We start from the raw sequence: 22,999 nt of genomic DNA, 5'->3' as shown, positions 1-22,999 counted from the left end.
CTGATTCATCAGAATTGTATCTGCTAGCGCATCCGTTACTTTCCACTGGAGGCGGACGCCTTCCTCAGGGCTGCTTGAGCCTCCTGCCCCCAAAAAACGCTCGTTGCGGTATCAAAAGACTCCATGCTATTCCCGCTGGAGTCACCGCCCTCCGTTCCAAGTAACTTGTTTGAAAATCATGAATGAGTAAAGACCTTCAATAAAAGGTCAAATATCTTGGACGTTCCGTGATGTTCTTAAATGTTTTTTAGGTTAATGTCCATACCTTGAATGCTTGTTCCTAAACAGACGAACTAATTCGAATAACGATAATTTCTCTCTAACGTAAAAAGCATAACGATATATATTTACAACTCCTTTAAACAAAACCAGGAAATAACCAATCGAAACAAGTATTGCTATATAGGCAAATGGTGAAAATCCGTTTAACAGTACATAAAGTAAAATAAATATAGGCGATGCAATAGGTATAAAACTCATCCATGAAGCGATCGTTTGCCAAAGTTCCATGTTGTCTTTAGGGAGAAAAACAAACAAACCAAACAACAAAAAGTAAGGCGTCAATACCATTAAGGAAACCGGAAATGCATCGACCGCCTGTTTTGCTTTAATGGAAATGCCAAGCGCTAATAAACTGGAAGTAAATAGCATAACTAAAACAACGAAGATACAACCTACAATAAAACCGACTACTTCCCAATCAAGTATCGCTATGATAGGTTGAATCAAAGCTTCATAAACACTTATTGCGTATGGATTAAAAACAGAAAAAATACCAATGGCGATACATATAGCAGTGAAAGCACTTAACATCGTAACAAACATTAATGTAAAAGAAGTGAGCAACTTACCTACTAGATAATGGGATTCACTAACACTTGTGTTAATAATTTCTGTTACTTTACTATCGCGGTCATCAATGACGCTTTGCATCATAATGGACACGGTAGAAAACAAGAAGAAGATGACGATGAGAATAATAACATGAACCGCACCTAATGCCTTCGTGGCGTTCGCTATGCTTGTGACATCGATAGTAGGGAAATCGGGCTTAAAAATGACAATATACAATGCAGCAATACAAGCTATAATAAGATAAAACAAAAATCCAAATACGAGCGACTTATTAATAATTAGGGTCTTTATTGACAAATACGTGTAAGCTACATACTTATTGTTCAACCTTTTGCACCTCTCTGTTCACCCGTTTAAAAATAGCTTCCAGGCTCATCGGTTCTATAGTAAACCATTCGTTTTGTTCTAGCGGTATTTGATTAACAATCGCATTTACATCGCTTTTCTGCTTCAATTCAATAACATAGGTGCCGTTATCTGCTGAAAATGGATAACCGAGTTCTATAAGCATGTCTTTTTGCAAGCATGGGTTTTTAATCGTGCACAGATATCCGTAGCGACTGCGAATCGCTTCTATACATTCTTGGAAAACTACCTCCCCTTGCTTTAACAATAAAATGCGATCTGTCAATTGCTCCATACCTTTTATTAAATGGCTTGAGTACAACATCGTACTCCCTTGCTGTTTCATATACGTCATTGCATCGGTGAAGCGCTCTACATGCAGGGGATCTAATCCACTAAACGGTTCATCCAAAATAAGTAACTTCGGTTGATGAAGCACTGCAGTAATAAATTGCACTTTTTGCTGGTTGCCTTTTGATAAATTCGCTACAAGTTGGTGCTTATCATGTTGTAATTCAAAGTAATCGAGCCAAAAATGAATTTGAGGAACGAGCACTTGCTTCTTTTTCCCTTTTAGATACCCAAAAGCGAGTAACTGGGAATATACATCTGTTTTAGCATAGAGACCCCTTTCTTCTGGCAAATAGCCAACATCATTTTTTAAATGGAAGGGCGATTCGTGAACGACGATTTCTCCTTCATTTGGTTGATACATAGATAGTAATAATTTAAACAAGGTTGTTTTACCAGCTCCGTTATGACCAATTACGCCAAGCACTTCATTTTCCTTGATATTCATCGTGACGTCTTGCAATGCTCGTTTGTCTCCAAATGATTTAGAGATCGATTTTGCTTCTAGAAACATATTCCTCTCCCCTTGCATACACTTATTTTTAGAAAAACGTAACTTATCGCTAAGCTTTTATGGAAAAATGTGACCATCTTTTGTTTAAAGAACCATAGATATGGGAATGGGTTTACAAACGACTTGTTCTTTTTTTAGTCTACGGTATCCATAGAAAAATAAGTAGTATGCGTTGTCATTAATGCAACATGACAATTGTCACAACGATCATTTACCGTTAAAAATCTGCATCATGCATTGTCTCTTTAAATCAAAAATAAAACTACCACAGTCACAAACACTGCTGTAGAACAAAAGTAAAAAGCATTGAAATTAAGCTAAGTACGAAGACTATAACGGTGGAAATATATCAACGCTAAATAAAGCCAGCGCCTTTAGACGCTGACCGATAATTTACAATTATAAAAGTTGTTTAAATCACCCGTTGGACGGGAGTCATCCTTTATTTTTTTGCTATAATTATAACAATTATTATCAATAGCAACCCCATTAATGGATATATAAAGTATGATATAGACTGACCTTGATTAAAAAAATTGTGTTGATACTCAATATAATAACTGATAAGGAGATAACTACTACTAACATCTTTAAAAACTTCATCATTTTTCATCCCATTCTAATGAAATCATTGTGATTTTATCCAATAAGGATACATTTTTTTGGAAAATGGATTTCTTAAAACTTTAATTTTCACTCCTTTTCCTTTTGCATTATTATAACTTAAAACGGAGGTTACTTTACATCCGTACACTCGACATAATATGTCAAAGTTACTTTATCATATACAAATAACTAATAAAGGGCTAGTAAGACTATTTAATATCACCATTATTTATGAATATCTAACAATTACAACTTTTCTTTTACAACCTCTTTATTAAATAATCTTAAACCCATACAGTAATAAGTTAAACAGTATACACAGCATTCTTTATGTTTAATTGGAAAACAACAGGTAAAATAGGAGTTTGCGTTATTTGTTGATGAAGTGTTTCAAAAAATTCAACTTATCACTTATAGCCGATTTTTACGCAGATATGAACAAAGGCTCGGGGCGCCCAGTTAGCAACGTAGCGAGTGGAGCGAATTAACTGAGAAAAAGAAATCACGGTGAGGAACGAACCGATGATGACTTAGCTTAGGACAATGGAGTGAAGTGGCCTAGTTGCTGGGCGCTGGAGCCGGACATGGTTAAATAACTTAGTAAGTTTATCCAGCTAAAAAATTTTGTAAATTTCCTAGACCACGATAAAAATCGAGCAAGATGAACATCTCACTCGATTTAGCATTGGAATATTTATGTGTTAGAAATCTATTATTCTACAACTGTTACATTAACTGTTCTGACGCCCCAATTCATAGCATCGCCTTTATTTGGGACATGTACGTCAATTTTATTTCCTTTAATAGCACCACCAGTATCAGCAGCAGTTGCATAGCCATAGCCTTCTACATACACTTTGGAGCCTAATGGAATGACATTAGGATCAACCGCAATGACTTTTGCATTCGGATTATTATTTAAATTAACACCTGTTGCTGTTACACCAGAGCATCCATCACAACTTGCTGTATAAGCAGTTGCTGTTACAGAAAATGATTGACCTTGAGGCCTTTCCTGCTTTGTTTGCTCAGGCGCCTTTTGGCTCGTTGCTGGTTTGGAGGAAGCTGGTGTTGCTTGCTCCTCTTTTGCAGGTGCTTTCGTTTTTGTAACTGGTTGCTGTTCTTTTTGTGTTTGTTTTGGTTGTGCTTGTGTTTCTTCTTTTGCTGGCTTGTCATTGGAAACTGTTACGCCTTCTAACGTTAAATTCTGACCAACGACAATTAAATCGGAATCAAGATTATTCCATTCCTTAATATCTTCTACAGATACACCGTACTTATGACCGATCCCGCTTAGTGTATCTCCTTGTTGAATTTTATATTTCATTTTTGCTTGTTTATTTATAATAAGTGTTTGTTTTGGTTGAATGGTAGTCGTTTTTAATTCATTTACATCAACTAACTGTTCTACAGTTGTGTTGTATTCATTTGCAATATTCCAAAGGTTATCTCCTTGTTTCACGTCGTACTCTTCTGCTGATACTGTAGTAGCAGCAGTGCCAGCAATAATCATACCAGTAGCGAATGAAGCCACAATCTTTTTCATTCGTTTTCCCTCCTTAAATATCTGACATAGCCTATCCTAACACATGGGCTATAGCCGTGCAGTTACAGTACGTTTAAAAGTCCATTACAAGGATTACCGAAATAGGGTTGTTTTATTACAGTTGTAATGAATTTGATATAAAAGTACTATCAATCTACTATATTGTATTACGATAGTCATAGAAGCACACCTATGTAATATAACTTTTACAGCGTGAAGATAGTCAAAATCTATGAATGCCATAAACAATATGTCATTTTTTTGTACTTAAAACCACAAGCAAAACACACGCAGATAGGCAAATATCAGGGTCCGGGCTATACTTTAATGAATGAGAAAAAACCAGTTCCTCACCAGTCCATATGGGTGAAAACCATGTCGTTTCCCATATACTATAAGCTTAAAATTTTATCGTATTAGAAATACTTGGCTTAGCGCATATTCTTCGCAAATGCCTTTATTTTTCTTATACTATAAACCAAAAAAATCTTGTACTTTCTTATAGCACAAAAAAGCATACCCTTATGCATAAAGGTATGCTTGCCAATCTAATATATTCCTACTAACTAAATAACCCTTTAAAGAAGTTACTAATTGCTTCGAAAAGTTCACGGAAGAAGTTCCCGACCTTTTCCCAAAAACCTTCATCTAACCCAAGTTCATCTGCTTTATCTTTAATGGCAGATGTAATATCGTCTAATTGGTTTTTTACTTGGTCAAAATTAATGTTTAGGTCACGCATCTTATCAATTAAATCAATTAATAATTGACGGTCTTTATCACTTAACGTTATTTCCAATTTATCCATTTGCTCTTGAACAATTTGCTCCACTTCTTCTTTCGTTGCCGGGTTTTGTTCAGCAATTGTTTTTTTAATATCTGTAAGTAATTGACTAACTTTTTCCTGATTCATGCCTTCCTTATTCGCTAACTGTGTGGCTACGTCAAGCTCATCATTCGCTAACTCCATACGTTCTTTATCAAGCTGTTCTCCTTCAACGTCATACGCTTTGTAAATTCCTGTCAAAGCAGAGTGCCCACTCACCTTTACAGGAGAAGCAACGTCCACTGTCGCATTCTCGACGCCTGCAGTTAACAATGCATTTGCATACATTTCTTTGGTTACTTCTGTAATATTATCAGGAGTGACAATATTAATGGTTAGACCGTTTCCAGCTTCCTGACGCGTAATTTTTGCACTAGAATACATATTTGAATTTGGACTGCCATTAATATATTTTACTGCGTCTTGTCCAGACACATCATATTCATCCACTTGATCTTGGTCTTTAACATTTAATAAATTCTTCACTTCTGCTCGCTGGTTGTCAGAGAGTTGCGCTCCATATACGACGATAGGTGGACCTAATTTTTCATTAATACTACTCGTATCACTTGCTCCACTGTCAGCAGAAACAGATAGGTTCGTCCCAAGCATGAACACTGCGATTAGTGTAATGATGAGAAGTTTACTTATTTTTTTGGTCATCATTTCATTTCTCCCTTTATTTGTTCTTGCTATAGTTTATGTCTTCTATGAACTAAATATTATTATACCTGTTTTGCAAAAGAATGAATATCTTTTTACTACATTTACTACCACAGACCTATATACCTTCAACATCTACAATGGAACATATCACCATTCTATAGTGAGCAGATTCCTTTTCTTTTCTCTGTATTTGCGATAATATTTAGGGTGACGAAATATTTAACGGAAAGAAGGGTATTGCCATCATTGACAATCATCCTATAATAAAACGGAACTTAGCAATCATGTGGTTTGCTAATTTTTTTGTGGCTGGAAGTATGACAATGGTAATCCCATTTATTTCTTTGTACATTGACTCCATGGGAAACTTCTCTGACGCTTATGTCCAGAATTGGTCAGGCTGGACTTTTGCGATCACCTTTGTCACCGCGTTTATCTTTTCGCCAATTTGGGGAAGGATTGGTGATAAATACGGACGGAAAAAGTTGCTTATCTTCTCTGCAACAGGAATGGGGCTATCTATATTTTTAATGGGTTTCGCTACTTCCGTATGGCAACTATTCTTACTCCGCCTATTGATGGGTGTCGCTACAGGTTTTATTCCTATGTCCCAAGCATTTATTTCCACGCAGACGCCAAAGCACATCGCTGGAAAAGTACTTGGAACACTACAAACTGGTAGCATTACAGGAACATTAATGGGCCCCCTTTTAGGAGGAACACTTGCTGATGCATTTGGCTATGCTAATACATTTAAATGGGTATCCATCACTATTTTCTTTTCGGCCGTCATTGTGTTCTTTGGCGTGAAAGAAATAAAAGCAAATCTCGCTGATGGGGAAAGAGACGAAAAATCATATACAAGAAAGCAAGTCCTTCAGCATATCGTTTCTCGCCCAGTCTTACTCATTGTCATGCTAATCTCAGCTTTAGTTCAAATCGCTCACTTTAGCGTACAACCAATCCTTTCCTTGTTTGTTCAAGAAATTCACGGACCAGCAAGTATTGCTTTTTTCTCTGGAGTAGCATTCTCTGCGGCTGGACTTGGTAACCTACTCATGTCAAGAAGGCTTGGCAGACTAGGGGACAAAATTGGTTATATTAAAGTGCTCATCGCATTATTATTTATGGCCGGAATTGTTTATCTACCTGGAGCTTGGGTAACCAATATATGGCAACTCGTAATTTTACGCTTTTTACTTGGTATTGCCATAGGTGGAATTATCCCTGTACGTATCGCCTATATTAGACAAACTGCCCCGCTATCCATGCAAGGAGAAGTGCTCGGCTACAATACGAGCCTACGCTTTTTAGGCAATATTATCGGTCCAGCGTTAGGCGGCGTAATTGCTGGATTTTTCGGGTTTTCTGCAGTATTTCTGTTCACGAGCATACTGCTATTAGTTAGCGGAGCTATCATGCTCTATTTTTGGTATAAACACGAATACGCTTCTAAACATCCACAAGCTCACTCCTTATTTGCGAAAAGAGGGTAACCGAGAACAATGAGTTCTCGGTTTTTTACTCTATAAAAAAGGATAAAATCTTAGGGCTTATCGTAAAAGACATCGTCCTTCGCCATAAAGATTGGACGATTAAGCTAAATTTTTCTACTAGTAGAAAATGGTTTTTTTCCATCAAAAGTCTTACCATTCCTTTTAAGCAGGAGTTCTTGACAATCATGCAAACAAGGCTTCTTCTTGCTTCCATTTCCTCCTAAAAGGAGATAAACTAACTCTATGATTGATTAGAAAGTTGGGATCCCATGGCTTCAGAAAAAGTGAAAAGGCTCACATTGTTTGGGTTAACATGGCCGATATTTATTGAAATTTTCCTACATATGTTAATGGGAAATGCGGATACATTAATGTTAAGTCAGTATTCCGACAAGGCTGTTGCAGCTGTTGGTGTCTCTAACCAAGTGCTGTCGGTAGTCATTGTCATGTTTGGCTTTGTAGCACAAGGAGCAGCCATTCTAATTGCGCAAAACCTCGGTGCTAGAAACAACCAACAGGCTGGAGAGATTTCTGTTTTATCTATTAATCTAAACCTGTTATTCTCTCTATTTTTAAGCGTCGTGTTATTTTTCGGTGCACAATATATTCTTCACTTCATGGATCTCCCTCAAGAAATCATGAGCGAGGCATCCGGATACATGCAAATTGTGGGCGGGCTTATCTTTATACAAGCATTAATTATGACGCTAGGTGCTATTTTACGTAGCTACGGATATACGAAAGATACGATGAATGTCACCATCGGCATGAATATATTGAATGTCATTGGAAATTATTTTGTCATTTTTGGACCATTCGGATTTCCTGTTTTAGGAGTAGAAGGGGTTGCCTACTCTACTGCGATTAGCCGTTTTTTAGGTGTTATTGTCCTATTTTACTTATTTCTAAAACGAAACCAAGGGGAAATTCAAGTAGCATACTTTTTCCGTTTTCCGAAAAGCTATGTAAAACGGTTATTGCAAATTGGCATTCCATCTGCAGGTGAACAAATCTCTTATAACGCCAGCCAAATGGTAATTACTTATTTTGTAGCCCAGCTTGGCACAATTGCAATAACGACGAAGGTTTATGCGCAAAATATTATGATGTTTATTTTCTTATTTTCCATCGCTATTGGTCAAGGCACACAAATTTTAGTTGGACATTTAGTTGGCGCAGGAGACATAGAAGCAGCATATAAGCGTGTCATGAAAAGCCTAAAAATATCCATTGTTATTTCCTTATCAATGGCTACGGTTGTATATTTTTACTCCAGTCCGTTACTAGGGATTTTTACAGATGATACGACGATATTGGAAACAGGGGCAGGATTATTGCTAATGACAGTTGTACTGGAACCTGGAAGAGCATTTAATTTAATCATGATCAGCTCTTTACGAGCAGCTGGCGATGTAAAGTTTCCAGTTTATATTGGCGTTGCTGTGATGTGGGGCATTGGTGTTACTTTTGCATGGTTCTTCGCTATTTATTTAAATTTGGGTCTTATTGGTATTTGGATTTCCTTTATTGCTGATGAATGGATGCGAGGACTATTTATGTTAAGACGTTGGCGAAACCGTAATTGGGTATCCATGAGTTTTGTAAAATCTGAAACGAAATCACATCATTGATTTCTTCGTGAATCTATGCTACAACTAACAAAGCACCTCCTTATGAGGAAATTAAAATAAGAAAGAAAGTGATAGCAATGGGTATTGTCGTAGTCGAAGTCTGTGACGGAAATGCAATCACTTCTATCCATATAGAGGAAATCTTAGAAAAAGAATTTCCTGAAGTAGCTGTACTCATGAATGATTGTCTATCTTTTTGCGGATTATGCAGAGTAAAACCATATGCACTTGTTAACAATCGACGCATTTTCGGAAACACGCCAGAAGAATGCTTAGAGAAAATAAGAACGGCCATTAAAGAAGAGCTAGCTGTATATGAATAACAGCTAGCTCTTCTTTATTCTGCAAAGCTAAACTCCATATAAACATGGTTTATCGCCAAAACTTTATGGCAAGGTCCATCGTCTTGCTAACACTCCCCGTCCTAAAAGTTTTAAAGAAGTCAAATTGTTATATGTATGTTTTCAGCGTTCACTTTTACGCTTTTAGATGGATAATAACATCCATTTCAACGAGCGCGTCTTTTGGTAATTTGCCCACTTCCATTGTTGATCTTGCCGGATATGGCTCTTGTAAATAGCCTCCATATATTTCATTGACGGTAGCAAAATTTTGCATTGATTGTAAATAAATGCAAAATTTAACTGCTTTAGCTAAATCTGTTCCCGCCTCTTGTAAAATAGCTTGAATATTTTCTAAAACTTGTTTTGTCTGCTCATGGATCCCTTCTGCCATCTCCCCTGTTTCTGGATTAATCCCAATTTGCCCAGATACATAAAGGAAATCACCTGCTACAATAGCCTGTGAGTATGGACCTAACGCAGCGGGTGCCTTTTCTGTATGAATTGCTTTATTCATTTGAATCTCCTCCTTCATTTCATCATACCATAGAAAAATTTACTCTTGCTTTAATTTATCTTTATATGCCATCACAGATTTAACATAATAAATATCGCCATAGCAAGCATCAAGTTCTTGCGCCCCGTCACGTAAACAGCGGTATTTCTCTTTGTCAGGATCTGCTGCATACATTTTTTGCGAAAATTGAATGGCTGCTTCTTGCGAAAAGTCATCCCCTTGCTCGCGAATATAATCGACGAATCCTTTTCCAAAATTGTACGATTGGATAGCCGTTAATACATCGCCACCTGCTGCTTTCAATGTTTGTGAAAAATAATAGACTCCTTGCTTAATAGATACTTCCGGATCTTGAATACATCCACGTTCTCCGCAATAACTTTCTGATGATTGCATTGGGTCATCCCCTTGCCCGCTAGACTCTTGCATCATCATAGCGAGAAGCGTATCAACATGCTCTTCCACTTCATATTTTTTAGCATACTTTACTACTAAAGGGCGGTAATCTAAAACTTGTTCACTAATTATCGGACCTACCTGTGAATCAGGTTGTGTTAACATAAAACGTTGAAAGAACAATGATATACCGATAAATAAAAGGAATAAGCCGACTCCTACAAACACCGTTCGTTTAACTGCTTTTGACAATCTCCTGTTGTTCATCATCATCTAGTCCTTTACTATCTTTGTTATTAGGAAGCCTGTCACCCATCCAAATACTACGTGCCCGATAACCCAAAGCAAAAACGAGGTTCCGTCAAGTAAGTCTGGTGTACGTTCAGAAAAGCTTGTCGTTACATAAATCACAGCACCTATGAAACTACTAAGCAACATATAGGTGAACAGGTTTTGTTGGTGCCCAATCTGTGTTAAGGCTACATAAATCACTGGTACTAGAATTACCGAAACAATCATATGCAGCATAAATTCACCAAATTCATTTAACGGCAAGTCTTTTAGTATTGGGATATAATCGACGTTGAGTAATAAAGTGTACACACGTTTGGATGTCATCTGCTCCGTTAGCTTTAAAAAAACACCTAGAACGACACCAGAGATACACCCAATCCATATTAATTTTATTTGTCTCATTGCTTAAACCCCTTGGAAATTATGTTCCACCCTTATTTTTCATTTGTTTTGCTGGCCAATTTTAATTGCGCTAGATAAATATCTATCTATTATTCTAAAACAAAAATCTATGATGTGAAAGTCACACTGTTTTGCAGCCTCTTCACATTACCTTTATTACTTATTGCAAACAACGTTTCAAAGCTTTAACACAGGGATAGAACGAATAGACTTCGTGGCAATTCGTATCGTCTTGTCATTTGCCTGTCGTGCAATAGCGTTACAATTATGGTCAAACTGGTCTAAATGAAGAACTAATCTCAGCTGTGATTTTAAATGAGAACCTTGCTTGTGCAATTTACTCCCCCGCTTTCATTATCCTCACTACAATAAACGAGCACCATGTCACCTTTACAACAAAAGAGCAACTCGTCGTTCCACAACCCTATTTAATCGTCTTTATAGTAACAACTTCCCTTACCCACTTGCCGTTTTTTCCATCTTCTCTCCCAATCCTTTGGAACGATTCATATACAACTGGATAGCTAACATAACGATAAAGGCAGCCAACCCATATACATCCGTATTTCCTTCTGGATAAATTAATAACAGCCCGATTGCTATTGTTAAAATACGTACAGACCAGTGAAGCTTTACATACCAAAAACCAATCAAACCGGCGCCAATTGCGATCATACCCGTAATGGCTGTAAATAATATCCAACCGACCTCACCAATCGATGTATCAATCATTAAGAGTTCTGGCTGTAATACAAACATATAAGGAATAATAAAAGCAGCAATAGCCAGTTTAGCAGCATTTATCCCCGTGCGAATTGGTTCACCACCTGAGATACCCGTAGCTGCAAAAGCAGCGAGCGCAACTGGTGGGGTAATATCAGCTACAATACCGAAATAAAACACAAACATATGCCCCGCAAGTAGTGGAATAGCTACATCTAAATGATCATTTAAGGCTAAAATAGCTGGTAGAGCTATCGTGGATGTAATAATATAATTCGCTGTCGTAGGCGAACCCATCCCTAGAATGATCGACGTAATCATGGTGAAAAATAACGTTAACAATAATTGCATATCCGCCGATGTAGCTATTGCACCAGCAATATCTACCAAACTATTTCCTAATTTTAATCCTAGGCCTGTCTTTGTCACAACACCTACAATAATCCCGGCGCACGCTGTAGCTGCAGCTACACCTAAAGCGGTACGAGCACCTGACGTTAGAGCGGTAATGAATTTACGTGGTGTTATACGCGTTTCCTTCATAAATAAACTAACAACGATCGTAATCCCAACGCCATAGAGCGCTGTTCGCTCAATGCTAACTCCTTCAAATAGTAGCCAAACAATCGCTATGATCGGTAGAAGTAAGTGAATTTTTTTAAGCACTTCTTTCTTAGGTGGGATTTGATCTTTTGGTAACCCGTACAAACCCATTCGTTTTGCTTCTAAATGAGTCATAATCCAAATTCCCGAAAAATATAAAATAGCTGGAATTAACGCTGCTTGGGCAATTTGCCAATAGCCTACCCCAGCAAATTCAATCATTAAAAACGCTGCGGCGCCCATAATTGGAGGCATAATTTGTCCACCTGTGGACGAAGCAGCTTCAACAGCACCAGCAAAATTTGGTTTATACCCTAGTCTTTTCATCATTGGTATAGTATATGAACCCGTCGTAACCGTATTTGCTACAGAACTTCCCGATATCGTTCCATTTAAGGCACTGGAAAAAATGGCTACCTTCGCTGGTCCTCCAGTCCGTTTTCCGGCAAGCGAGATAGCTAAATCGTTAAAATAATTACCAACCCCTGTTTGGACTAAAAAAGCCCCAAACAATAAAAAGAGGAAAATATAAGTAGAGGAAACTTGCAATGGTGTACCTAAAATCCCTTCTGTTGTAAAAAACATAGTGTCGATAAGCTGTTCCAAACTTAACCCCTGATGCGCCAACATACCAGGCATTTGCCTACCAAATAGCGCATAAATTAAAAACAGACTAGCTATAACAGTAATGGGTAGCCCTACTGCCCTTCTTGTTGCTTCCATTACGAGTAAAATCGCAGCTCCCCCAACAATCATTTGTACTTCTGTAATACCGCCAATTTGCTGTACAAGTGTTTCATAATATACAGGCCAGTATCCACAAACAATAATAGATAATACGACCAAAATATAATCATACCAAGCAACCCGAGACTTGATTCCTGTTCTTCTAGCTGGAAATAATAGAAATATTAAGGAGAGTGCAAACCCTAAGTGAACAGTTCGTTGAATGTAGGCTGTTTTTTGCCCAAATGCCCCTGTGTATAATTGAAAAATGGAAAACGCCAGCAAGCCAAAAAAAACAATTCCTGCAGCTACACCTGCAAGCTTACGCGTATTCGCCTCTGTATCGTATTTTTTCAGTAATGCTTCTTGTTCTTGTTTCGTTAGCTGATCTTTTTTATCACTCATGTACTCTCACTCCTTTCAAGTATTGCCATAGCGTGACTTTATCCATTTTCACTGTAAACCAGGCTCCTGGTTGCACATAATCATTTAAATAAACTTGATATTGTGCGTTGTTTCCCCAAACGAGTCTATTTTCAGACACAACCTTTCCATTCCGAAGTTTAATTTGATCAAACGTTTGATTTATGTTTTTTATATGATATTTGCCATCTTCATACGTAAATGCTTCCCCTTCCTGCGCATTAGCTGGCATACCAATAGCGAATTCTTCATAGATTATTTCCGTTTGCTGTATGGTGTTCTTATGTGTAACTTCATATTTTTCTACGACATCCGTTAAATGAATAGAATGCGTAAAAATATGTTGAAAGGTATCTCCCTCATCCAAAGGAAGAAACATGGCTATTTGCTCTGTATTTTCTTTATAAAAAATAAGTGCCGTTTTAAAAGGGAAAAAAAAGGCAATTAAGTAGGACAAACTAAGAATTATAATGGTTATAAAACACCATTGTTTTCGGTTTAAAGCACTCATATGATATTCACCTAATTTTTATTTAAATTGCTACGAGGCTTTATTATTACATTTTTCCTATAGCAATAGAAAAATCAATTGACTATTCTCAACGCATTCACAGCGAAAAAGTGCTGTCTTGTTCCTTTTCTATCATCTAGAAACCAGAAGAACCGGCAGCAAAATTCGGCAAACGCATTTTACTGCCGGTGCTATCTCACACAAACCTATTCAGAAGCAGATATTCCTGCTTCATCAAAGTATTTTTTAGCTCCTGGATGTAAATCAATTCCAATACCATCAAGCGCTGATTCTTTAGTTATAAACTCACCCTTGTCATGAGCGATTTTGTCTGTATTTTCATAAATGGCTTTTGTAACATCGTAAACCACATCTTCAGAAAGACTATCTGTTACAGCAAGCATTGCTAAAACGGCTACCGTCTGAACATCTTCTTCTAAGCCATATGTTCCTGCTTTGACCGTGTCACTTGCATAGTATGGATATTTTTCTACTAAGGCATCTATTTTATCTTGAGCTACTGGAACAATGTTCACATCTACTTGAGCTTTTAACCCTTCAACAGCCCCAGTCGGCGTTCCTGCTGTTATAAAAGCTGCATCAATATTTCCATCTTGAATGCCACCTGTAGACTCTCCAAAATCAAGATTTTGTTCTTCAATATCATCCATTGACATACCATGAACTTCTAAAATCTGCTCCGCATTGACAAATGTTCCGGATCCAGGTGCACCAACAGATACTGCTTTTCCGGCTAAGTCCTCGACAGAATTAATCCCTGAATCCTTGGTCGTTACAATTTGAATAGTTTCTGGATAAAGAGAGCCGATTGCTTGCACGTTATCAACAGGCTCGCCTTCAAATGAATTAATCCCTTCAATAGCATTTGAAATTACATCTGTCTGAACAAATGCTAGTTGAGCATCGCCGTCTCTTAAAGCAGCTACATTATCCGCAGAAGCATTGGATGATTGAGGATCTGTTTGAATTCCCGTCTCATCCTTTATCATTGTTGCCATTTCTCCACCTAAAGGATAATATGTGCCACTTGTGCCTCCAGTAAGCAAGCTTAAAAATTCTGGTTTTTCTCCACCTCCGTTATCCCCTTCATTTGCATCATTTTTGTCACTTTCCCCTCCACATGCAGTTAGTAATAATGCAAAGATAAATAAGGTAACCGTTAACAAAATCCACTTTGTACGTTTCACACATACTCCCCCTTATAAACTTTTGTATAAAATATATTTTAACTTTTTATACAATTTATTGTCAAACTATTAGCAATAGAACTAATAAAAGTAAAATTAACTTTTAAGTTTCGTTATAAAAAATAGATGGGAACGATAAAAACTCCCGACATTTTAAAAATGCGGGAGCAAGAAACAATCTATTCTGTTCTATCTTCACTAGTTCGGTTGAATAAACAACACGGATTTTCCAAACTTTTAGGACAAAAGCCAGAGTTTCTCTTATACAATGAACCGTAAATGTTTTACTTTAGAGCAAAGAAACTAAAATATCTTTTACGGTTTCTTCTTGGTTCAATTGACCAACGCCTTGCCCAGCCCATAATGACTGATAAGCGGCATTATTTTGTTCTTTAGCCGCTTTTCGTATATCCTTTGTACACGCATTTTGAATCGGAAACGGCAATGCTTTCATTTGTTTTTTCTTTAACTCTCTAGTAAATGTGTTGGCAACTCCTCTTGCTGGTCTACCAGAGAAAAAGGTAGTAATCACCGTGTCCTCTCCACTAGCAGCAAGAAGAGCTGCTTTATAGGAAGGCGCTGTCCCAGCTTCTTTCGCTAGAAGAAAACGGGTGCCAATCTGCACTGCTTCCGCTCCCATTTTAAATAGTCCCTCTACTTGTTCTTTACTAACAATTCCACCAGTAGCAACAACCGGGAGTTTTACGTGTTGTTTTATAGAGCTTAGCAAAGCAACTAAGCCAATATTACACCCCTCTGGATAGTCGGTAATTTGAAATGTGCCTCGATGTCCACCAGCTTCACTTCCTTGGGCAACAATAATATCGTATCCAGCCTCTTCTAACTGTTTTGCTTCTTTCACATTTGTTGCCATTCCCAATAACGTAACTCGATTCGTTTTCAATTTCATAACTTGTTCGTCTGAAAGCATACCAAATGCAGTACTTATCATGGGAATTTTTTCTTCAAGCAAAACCTCCATATGTTCCTCTAAGTAATCATCTACTTGAACTTGACTGCTTCCAGATTCTATTCCTAAACGTTTTCGAAACACATCTAAAGCTGATTGCATTGGCTCTAAGTCATTTGATGTAGCTTGTAAATTCGTTGCAAATAAATTGACAGCAAACGGTTGCTTCGTTAATTGTTTAACTTGCTGAATCGCCCTTTGCAATGCCACTGGAGTCATATAGCCTGCCCCTATCGTCCCCAGTCCACCTTCGTTAGCCACGGTTGCAACAAGCTCAGGGGTGGTAATTCCGCCAGCCATTCCTGCTTGTATGATCGGCAACTTTACTTTCGTCTTTTCTAAAAAACGATTCACACCTATCTCTCTCCCTTAGAATACCTTTTTATTCGAAAACTTGGCTTGCACTATATCAAGCATACTATAGTGCTCCAATTCTTGCACCATAGTTATGGACAACAAAGTCTCGGGGCGCCCGGTTAGCAACGAGCGAGTGAAACGAATCAACGAAAGGTTTAGGAATCATGCTCCTGCAACAGGAGTATGCCGGCTCCCTCCGGCAAGCCCGTCTTTAGTCCTTCCTATTTAGAACGAACCGATGATGACTTAGCTTAGGGCAATGGAGTGAAGTCGCCTAGTTGCTGGACGCTGGAGTCGGACGTGGCCTTTATAATTTCCTAGACAATTAGAAAAACTTTGCTTGTAGCCAAGTCTTATGGCGAATACTATAAACCATTACATTTTTATACTTTTCTATCTTGTAAGAAAAACTGATCTCCACCAAGCCTCCATTGCAATAGCCTTTGCTTTGCTTAGCTTTTACGCTAAACATAGATATATCAGCTAATCCCCTACACGAAATATGGTAATTCCAAAAATATTCCATTTTATTTAGGGAATTTTCTTGACAATTATTAGAAAATTCAATACCATATGACTATTACCTATTATTTTTACAACACACATCCATCTTTGACTAGCTCATAAGAACTCCTCACCCATTCACTTTAATACACTAGCGTAAATTAGTTCCACACCTATGATTAGGATGATTATAACGGAAACAGGAGCGATAAGAATGAAGATGAAAATAGCGGTATTTAGCCCAAGAGCAATGCTAGACCGAGTTAAAAAGGTAGTACCTGTCGATAAAGAACTTGATTTTATGTTCTTTCCTTATGTCAGTTTGAAAGAAATGATCCACTTAGTTGAAAAGGCGTATGTTTGTGATATTTTCTTTTTCACGGAACAAGTTTCCTATTTGTATGTAAAAAGTAAAGTTGAAAAGAAGGAACCTCCTTGTATCCATCTTCCTCTAGATGAATACATGCTCTTAACAACATTATGTTTGTTGAAAAAGAATAACGAACAAGTTTGGAAGCGCATTTCTATAGATGTTTGCAATGATAAACCCGTCTATAAAGTGTTTTCAGAATTACATTTGCAAGACAATGATATCTATTTATTACAAACGAAGGAATCCATGTTACATCATTTGCAACCCATTATTGATTATCACGAGAAGCTATGGGAAGAGGGAAAAATAGATTATGTCGTGACATCATTTGAAGAAGTAAAAGATACGTTAAAACAAAAAAATATCCCTGTTCAAAAGATGCACACACCTACATTAAATATGGAAATGGCTATGGAGGAAGTAAAACAAGTAGTAAAACTTCAAGATTATCAAGCGAATACGACCCAAGTTGTCATAGGGTATATTCAGTTAAAGTCAAAAGAAGCCAAAGTACAATCCTTTGACAGTAACGAACAATTAAAAAAAATTATTCATGAATTTGCCCAAGAAAATCATGCATGTGTCATTACAAATAAACATAATCATATGATGTTATTCGGAACAAATGCTTTGCTAGCGTACATAAGACAGCATTACCGTGACTTTCCTTTACTCCATGTCATTGAACGACGGTCACAACTCCCTGTCGCTATTGCGTTTGGTATCGGGCTGACAGCAAACACCGCAAAGGAGAATGCAAAAGCAGCTTTAGAAGCTTGTTTGGATACACAGGAGAGTAAATGTTTTTTAGTAAATGAAAACAAAGTGATGATTGGCCCTATAGGTGAGACGAAAACATTTGATACATCAAAACTATATCAAGCACTGATTCATAAAGCGCGATTAAACAATGAAATTTCTTATAATTTCATCCAATTCATAACATTACGCAATAACGAACCGTTCTCTTCCAATGATTTCGCTTCGCATTATCAAGTTACGAAACGAAGTGCTGAGCGTACAATTAATAAACTTTTATCAGGCAAAGTGATCAAAGTAGCTGGAGAGGAAAAACCGTATGTAAGAGGGAGACCAAGAAAACTTTTCAATTTGAACATATAAACGAATAAGGAATGCACCCAAAAATTGATGCATCTAGCGCTTCCTTTTGGGTGCGTGATAATGGGAAAGTTTAAACAAACGACATCCACCGATAGTAAAAATGCTCTTATGTGATGTGCCATTTTTGACATGATGATCTACCCTAAAACAAACGCTCGGGGCGCCCATTTAGCAACGTAGCGAGTGGAACGAATTAACGAAAACTTTAGGGAGCATACTCCTGCAACAGGAGTATGCCGGCGCCCTCCGGCAAGCCCGTCTTTAGTCGGCCTTTCTATTTCGTACGAACCGATGATGACTTAGCTTAGGGCAATGGAGTCAAGTCGCCTAATTGCTGGGCGCTGGAGCCGGACGGATCCCAAGCATCAAGTTTTATGCTTTCTTATTCATTTAAGAAAAACTTGGCTCTGCAAACAAGCCAAGTTTTTCTAACCTTTCTTTCTAGAGAGATTATCTTCTCTACCAGATTATATATTTAAAAGATCACGAACATCATCTTCATTTAAGCTAGAGAACATGGCATCACCTGGCTGAATGACTTGATCAATTAATTCGCGTTTTTTCTGCTGTAACTCATATATTTTCTCTTCAATGGTTCCTTCCGTAATTAAACGAATCACCTGCACGACATTTTTTTGCCCAAAACGATGCGCCCGACCAGTAGCCTGATCCTCTACTGCCGGATTCCACCATAAATCATACAAAATAACCGTATCTGCACCGGTTAAATTCAAACCAGTACCGCCAGCTTTTAAGGAAATTAAAAACACATCGTTTTCCCCATTATTAAACCGTTCACTCATTTCTACTCTTTCCTGTGACGGTGTTTGTCCATGTAAATAAAAATAGCCAATTTGCTCTTTCTCTAACTCATCCTTAATAATCTCATGCATGGATGTAAACTGAGAGAAGATCAACATCCGTTTGCCGCTTTCCTTTGCATTCCGGACCGTTTCCATTAACTGCTCTAGCTTGCCTGAGTCTCCTTCATAATTTTCAATAAACAACGATGGATGACAGCAAATCTGTCGTAAGCGCGTAAGACCAGCTAAAATTTTCATCCGACTTTTTTGAAAGCCATTTTCACTCATGGATTGCACCGCTTCTTGTTGCAACTGACGATGGTAGCCAATATATAAATCCTTTTGCTGCTTTGTCAATTCCGAGCTATGCACTGTTTCAATTTTTTCCGGGAGTTCATGCAGAACATCCCCCTTCAACCGTCGTAAAATAAACGGTCTTGTCATTAGCGCGATTTTCTCATAAGGGAGCTGTTTAAACGTTTTATGATTTGGCATTAAGCCCGGTAGAATCACTTGAAATATAGCCCATAATTCATCAATAGAATTTTCAATTGGTGTACCACTTAACGCAAAACGACGTCCTGCTTGCAGGCTGCGAATTGCCTTGGATGTTTTTGTTGCGTAGTTTTTAATATATTGTGCTTCATCAAGAATGAGTGTTTGAAAACGGATTTCTTTATACAGCTCTACATCCTGCCGAGCTGTAGCATAAGACGTAATCCAAACGTCCATCTGCTTTGAATCAGCAAACTTCTGTTTCCGTTCTTGTGGTGTACCTGTTAAAATAGCCACCTGCAAGTCAGGAGCAAATTTAGCAAATTCATTTTTCCAGTTATATACGACAGAAGATGGAGCAATAATTAGATGCGGCTGTTTGCTTGGCTCTGATGCAATGTATGCAATACTTTGTAGCGTCTTTCCCAGTCCCATATCATCTGCTAAGATTCCCCCTAGATGATATTCACTTAACGACTTAAACCATTGGTAACCAGCCTCTTGATAATTTCTCAGCTCTGCTTGAAGCTTATCGGGAAGTGGATACACTTGCTCTTCCGGTGATTTTAAATGATGCAACAGCTTGCGGAATGAGCGATCATAATTTTTATCGGTTTGTAAAAGCTCATCAATTTGTACGCCACGATAGACGGGTACTTGCATATTTCCATCTTTGATAGCAGCTTTATCGATATCCATATCCTCAAAAAACTGTTGCACAGATAAAAATGTATCATTCTCCAAAGAGACCAATGCTCCACTATCTAGACGGTAATACCGTTTCTTTTCGACAACAGCGGATAGAATCTGCTTAATTTCCGACTCTTCAACACCTTCAATATCAAACCCAATATCTAATAAGTTGGAAGCATGATCTACTTCTACATTCGCATAGGCTGTAGGCTCCTGTTCTACGATCAAGTTACGAATATCCGATGTTAAAAACAATTCTACATACTCATCTAACTTTGGAATGGTATAATAAATGAAATCATACATCGCTTCTTCATCATTTATAGGAATATAAAGTTCTTTACCGTTATAGTGAAAATCTGCATATTCAATGAGTTGCATAATTTGCTGTTCTTTTTCCACATCACGAATAATAATAACTTCATTCGCTTCCCGTTTGCCAAAGGGATCTATTTGTTCAGACCCATAATGGTATTCCAATTTCCCGGCTATAAAAGCTTCCTTCACTTCTAAATAGAGCTTTGCTTCCAGTGGATATTGTACAATGTCTTTAGCAACATTCTCCGCTATCGAAACGTTACCTACCTTTTGCAACGATGGAATAACCGTAGACACAAATTCATCCGCTTGATTTTTGGCAACAGGTAACCGCCAATGATGATTTTGAAAGCGCTGAAGCTGATTCATGATAGGGGCTTGATATTCACTAGGGATATAAAATACGCCATCGGCAAACAACAGATCATAGTAAGGAAGAAAGAATACATCATGTAGTGGGTCCATTTTCAATAATAATTCATCTCGATTATGCGCTGACAAAGAAAAGTCAAACGGCATGACCTCTTTTTCCACAGTTACAGTGGAGTACGTTTCCTTCATCGTCTCTACAAAGAAAGATCGTGATACGAGTTTCTCCAGCAACATTTTCGCCTCTAGTGGAGGGATAATGATATACCGTTTGCTATCTTTATAGAAAAAACGATCATCCGTACGGTAAATACGCTCATTCTGCAAAATAGCATGTAACTGAACAAGAATATCCATATCTGCTTGGGCAAAACAATGCAGTTCCGGAACATAAGAAAAACGCTTCGTTAGTGGGTATTCCCTTTTTTCCATAATATGTTCTAACATAGAAGCAGCATCTTTGATGATATAACACCGTTTTTCACCAATTTTCAATTCCAATTGCAATTGGTCCTGATTATCTAATTTGCAAATATACTCCACTTTGAGTTCAACTTGACTCGGTGCGGGTGCTTTCATTTGCTCTGTTGGCGGAAGACTATTTAATGCAGCCATAAAGTTTTGCGTTAAACGATAGTTATAGGCTGAAAATTGATCTGCAGGATCATGCTTTTGATTAACAATTTTAATTAATACCGCAGCGATATGCTTACACGTACCATACGTATCAAATGCGGGACAATTACAATACGTACCTATTGAGCCGTTGGCAAAATTTTTCGCGTGAATTTCAACGGCATATTTCTCCGTGCCTTCTACGATCGCTGACCATTCTTGATGATTCCTATCAAATAATGGATCACTGACACGGCCTAGCTTGTAATATTTCAAACCTCGTTTATATATGGCGGATGGAAATAAGCTTTCCACATTAATATCACGAATTGTTTTCAAAATAAAGATACCTTCCTTTGCCAATTCTTATGTTTCTATTGTTAGAAAAACTTGGCTTGCTGCCAAGTTTCCTAACGGAAGCCTTCGTTTTTCTTATCCTATAATCCACAAAACCTTATACTTTCCTATAGTATAAACAAATTCACCCTGTTTTTAAAATAATCTTCCTTCTTTATGAAGCTTTACTTACAAAAATGTAAGCTGGTTGAAAGGAAGTTCGATACCTATATTTTCCATTCAACGGTAAGCTAATGATAGAAAATATATTGTTGGAGGTAGAACGATGGCACAATCTGTCTTACAAGTAAACCATTTAAATAAAGTATATGGAAAAAGGAAAGAAACACAATATCACGCCTTAAAGAATATTTCATTTGCCATGAAACAGGGTGAATTTGTTGGTATTATGGGGGCTTCTGGCGCCGGAAAAACGACACTGTTAAACGTAATCTCTACTTTGGATCAAGCATCTAGTGGCTCTGTAAAAATTGCCGGAACAGATATTACGAATATGAAACAGAATCAATTAGCCGATTTTCGTTCGCAACAGCTTGGCTTTATTTTTCAGGATTTTAATCTATTAGAAAATCTGACTGTTTATGAAAATATTGCTTTACCTTTATCTTTACAAGGAGTTGCGGTGAAAAACATTAAACCAAGCGTACTAAAAGTGGCAAAAAATCTCGGGATTGAGGAAATTCTCCCGAAATATCCTGTAACCATATCCGGAGGGCAAAAGCAAAGGGTCGCGGCAGCTCGCGCGCTTGTACATGAACCTGCCCTCATTCTTGCAGACGAGCCTACGGGCGCATTGGATTCGAAAAACGCAAAAAGCTTAATGGAAACATTCGTTCATATGAATGAAAATCTCGGTACATCCATTATGCTCGTAACGCATGATCCTTTAAGCGCAAGTTATTGTCAGCGTATCTTATTCATTCAAGATGGTCAGCTATATAAAGAAATACATCGTACTCATAAACGGAATGAATTCCATCAAGCTATTCTTGATGTCCTTTCTGAAATTAACAAACCAAATGAATGGTAATAGAAAGAAGATG

At 37.7% G+C, this 22,999-nt stretch carries 18 protein-coding genes; 5 read left to right on the top strand and 13 right to left on the bottom strand.

Annotated features, from left to right (window positions below; all coding sequences use genetic code 11):
* Window positions 1–252: 252 nt before the first annotated feature.
* The 4 genes from BUB45_RS07425 to BUB45_RS07410 form a co-directional block, all read right to left on the bottom strand.
* Window positions 253–1,182 (bottom strand): ABC transporter permease, encoded by a 930-nt coding sequence (locus tag BUB45_RS07425; protein WP_073006876.1) that lies wholly within the window; start codon window positions 1,180–1,182, stop codon window positions 253–255.
* Window positions 1,172–2,065, bottom strand: a complete 894-nt coding sequence (locus BUB45_RS07420) for an ABC transporter ATP-binding protein (RefSeq protein WP_073006874.1) — start codon at window positions 2,063–2,065, stop codon at window positions 1,172–1,174. Before BUB45_RS07420 ends, BUB45_RS07425 begins: the two co-directional genes overlap by 11 nt.
* Before the next feature lie 1,318 nt (window positions 2,066–3,383).
* Window positions 3,384–4,217: a 3D domain-containing protein gene (locus tag BUB45_RS07415; RefSeq protein ID WP_073006872.1), complete on the bottom strand. Its 834-nt coding sequence runs from the start codon at window positions 4,215–4,217 to the stop codon at window positions 3,384–3,386.
* Window positions 4,218–4,779: 562 nt separating this feature from the next.
* Window positions 4,780–5,706 (bottom strand): DUF1002 domain-containing protein, encoded by a 927-nt coding sequence (locus BUB45_RS07410; RefSeq protein WP_073006870.1) that lies wholly within the window; start codon window positions 5,704–5,706, stop codon window positions 4,780–4,782.
* Window positions 5,707–5,993: 287 nt separating this feature from the next.
* Between BUB45_RS07410 and BUB45_RS07405 the strand changes: the two genes are divergently transcribed.
* The 3 genes from BUB45_RS07405 (at window position 5,994) to BUB45_RS07395 (ending at window position 9,159) form a co-directional block, all read left to right on the top strand.
* Window positions 5,994–7,205 (top strand): MFS transporter, encoded by a 1,212-nt coding sequence (locus BUB45_RS07405; RefSeq protein ID WP_116277604.1) that lies wholly within the window; start codon window positions 5,994–5,996, stop codon window positions 7,203–7,205.
* A 269-nt stretch (window positions 7,206–7,474) separates the two neighbouring features.
* The gene (locus tag BUB45_RS07400) at window positions 7,475–8,836 is read left to right on the top strand and encodes an MATE family efflux transporter (RefSeq protein ID WP_073006867.1); all 1,362 of its coding nucleotides are present in this window, start codon (window positions 7,475–7,477) and stop codon (window positions 8,834–8,836) included.
* Between the two features lie 77 nt (window positions 8,837–8,913).
* Entirely contained in the window at window positions 8,914–9,159 is a 246-nt protein-coding gene (locus BUB45_RS07395; RefSeq protein ID WP_073006865.1) for a YuzB family protein, read from the top strand.
* Between the two features lie 154 nt (window positions 9,160–9,313).
* Here the strand turns inward: BUB45_RS07395 and BUB45_RS07390 are convergent, their stop codons facing one another.
* The 8 genes from BUB45_RS07390 to BUB45_RS07360 all read right to left on the bottom strand — a co-directional run bounded on the left by BUB45_RS07390 (window position 9,314) and on the right by BUB45_RS07360 (window position 16,304).
* Window positions 9,314–9,694 carry a RidA family protein gene (locus BUB45_RS07390; RefSeq protein WP_073006863.1) on the bottom strand — a complete coding sequence of 127 codons (381 nt, stop codon included), beginning with the start codon at window positions 9,692–9,694 and terminating at the stop codon, window positions 9,314–9,316.
* A 39-nt stretch (window positions 9,695–9,733) separates the two neighbouring features.
* Window positions 9,734–10,342, bottom strand: a complete 609-nt coding sequence (locus tag BUB45_RS07385; RefSeq protein ID WP_244527683.1) for a lysozyme family protein — start codon at window positions 10,340–10,342, stop codon at window positions 9,734–9,736.
* A gap of 21 nt (window positions 10,343–10,363) precedes the next feature.
* On the bottom strand, window positions 10,364–10,786 hold the full coding sequence (locus BUB45_RS07380; protein WP_073006861.1) for a hypothetical protein: 423 nt from the start codon (window positions 10,784–10,786) through the stop codon (window positions 10,364–10,366).
* 177 nt (window positions 10,787–10,963) lie between these two features.
* The gene (locus BUB45_RS19805) at window positions 10,964–11,122 is read right to left on the bottom strand and encodes a hypothetical protein (RefSeq protein ID WP_170861726.1); all 159 of its coding nucleotides are present in this window, start codon (window positions 11,120–11,122) and stop codon (window positions 10,964–10,966) included.
* Between the two features lie 120 nt (window positions 11,123–11,242).
* Window positions 11,243–13,243, bottom strand: coding sequence for a TRAP transporter permease (locus tag BUB45_RS07375; protein WP_073006859.1), 2,001 nt, complete (start codon window positions 13,241–13,243; stop codon window positions 11,243–11,245).
* A complete protein-coding gene (locus BUB45_RS07370; protein WP_073006857.1) occupies window positions 13,236–13,772 on the bottom strand; it encodes a DUF1850 domain-containing protein in 537 nt (178 codons plus the stop codon). The genes BUB45_RS07375 and BUB45_RS07370 overlap by 8 nt, the downstream gene beginning before the upstream one ends.
* 206 nt (window positions 13,773–13,978) lie before the next feature.
* Window positions 13,979–14,980 (bottom strand): TAXI family TRAP transporter solute-binding subunit, encoded by a 1,002-nt coding sequence (locus tag BUB45_RS07365; protein ID WP_073006855.1) that lies wholly within the window; start codon window positions 14,978–14,980, stop codon window positions 13,979–13,981.
* A gap of 289 nt (window positions 14,981–15,269) precedes the next feature.
* Entirely contained in the window at window positions 15,270–16,304 is a 1,035-nt protein-coding gene (locus BUB45_RS07360; protein WP_073006853.1) for an NAD(P)H-dependent flavin oxidoreductase, read from the bottom strand.
* 721 nt (window positions 16,305–17,025) lie between these two features.
* Here BUB45_RS07360 and BUB45_RS07355 point away from each other — a divergent pair.
* Window positions 17,026–18,306: a hypothetical protein gene (locus tag BUB45_RS07355; protein WP_073006852.1), complete on the top strand. Its 1,281-nt coding sequence runs from the start codon at window positions 17,026–17,028 to the stop codon at window positions 18,304–18,306.
* Between the two features lie 467 nt (window positions 18,307–18,773).
* Here the strand turns inward: BUB45_RS07355 and BUB45_RS07350 are convergent, their stop codons facing one another.
* Window positions 18,774–21,938 carry a DEAD/DEAH box helicase gene (locus BUB45_RS07350; protein ID WP_073006850.1) on the bottom strand — a complete coding sequence of 1,055 codons (3,165 nt, stop codon included), beginning with the start codon at window positions 21,936–21,938 and terminating at the stop codon, window positions 18,774–18,776.
* Window positions 21,939–22,221: 283 nt separating this feature from the next.
* On the opposite strand from BUB45_RS07350, the gene BUB45_RS07345 reads away from it, so the two are divergent.
* Window positions 22,222–22,986: an ABC transporter ATP-binding protein gene (locus BUB45_RS07345; protein ID WP_073006849.1), complete on the top strand. Its 765-nt coding sequence runs from the start codon at window positions 22,222–22,224 to the stop codon at window positions 22,984–22,986.
* The last annotated feature ends 13 nt before the right edge of the window (window positions 22,987–22,999 follow it).

This window comes from Virgibacillus chiguensis (assembly GCF_900129865.1).
GTDB classification, from domain to species: domain Bacteria; phylum Bacillota; class Bacilli; order Bacillales; family Amphibacillaceae; genus Virgibacillus; species Virgibacillus chiguensis.
Note: the sequence above shows the minus strand (reverse complement) of the source record. Positions and strands in the feature narration are given on the sequence as shown.

What these genes read in the sequence shown, in the direction of transcription:
- BUB45_RS07420 (WP_073006874.1), bottom strand. Translation starts at nt 2,065, where the DNA reads ATGTTTCTAGAAGCAAAATCGATCTCTAAATCATTTGGAGACAAACGA.
- BUB45_RS07400 (WP_073006867.1), top strand. Translation starts at nt 7,475, where the DNA reads ATGGCTTCAGAAAAAGTGAAAAGGCTCACATTGTTTGGGTTAACATGG.
- BUB45_RS07415 (WP_073006872.1), bottom strand. Translation starts at nt 4,217, where the DNA reads ATGAAAAAGATTGTGGCTTCATTCGCTACTGGTATGATTATTGCTGGC.
- BUB45_RS07375 (WP_073006859.1), bottom strand. Translation starts at nt 13,243, where the DNA reads ATGAGTGATAAAAAAGATCAGCTAACGAAACAAGAACAAGAAGCATTA.
- BUB45_RS07390 (WP_073006863.1), bottom strand. Translation starts at nt 9,694, where the DNA reads ATGAATAAAGCAATTCATACAGAAAAGGCACCCGCTGCGTTAGGTCCA.
- BUB45_RS07355 (WP_073006852.1), top strand. Translation starts at nt 17,026, where the DNA reads ATGAAGATGAAAATAGCGGTATTTAGCCCAAGAGCAATGCTAGACCGA.
- BUB45_RS07395 (WP_073006865.1), top strand. Translation starts at nt 8,914, where the DNA reads ATGGGTATTGTCGTAGTCGAAGTCTGTGACGGAAATGCAATCACTTCT.
- BUB45_RS07410 (WP_073006870.1), bottom strand. Translation starts at nt 5,706, where the DNA reads ATGACCAAAAAAATAAGTAAACTTCTCATCATTACACTAATCGCAGTG.
- BUB45_RS07405 (WP_116277604.1), top strand. Translation starts at nt 5,994, where the DNA reads ATGTGGTTTGCTAATTTTTTTGTGGCTGGAAGTATGACAATGGTAATC.
- BUB45_RS07380 (WP_073006861.1), bottom strand. Translation starts at nt 10,786, where the DNA reads ATGAGACAAATAAAATTAATATGGATTGGGTGTATCTCTGGTGTCGTT.
- BUB45_RS07370 (WP_073006857.1), bottom strand. Translation starts at nt 13,772, where the DNA reads ATGAGTGCTTTAAACCGAAAACAATGGTGTTTTATAACCATTATAATT.
- BUB45_RS07345 (WP_073006849.1), top strand. Translation starts at nt 22,222, where the DNA reads ATGGCACAATCTGTCTTACAAGTAAACCATTTAAATAAAGTATATGGA.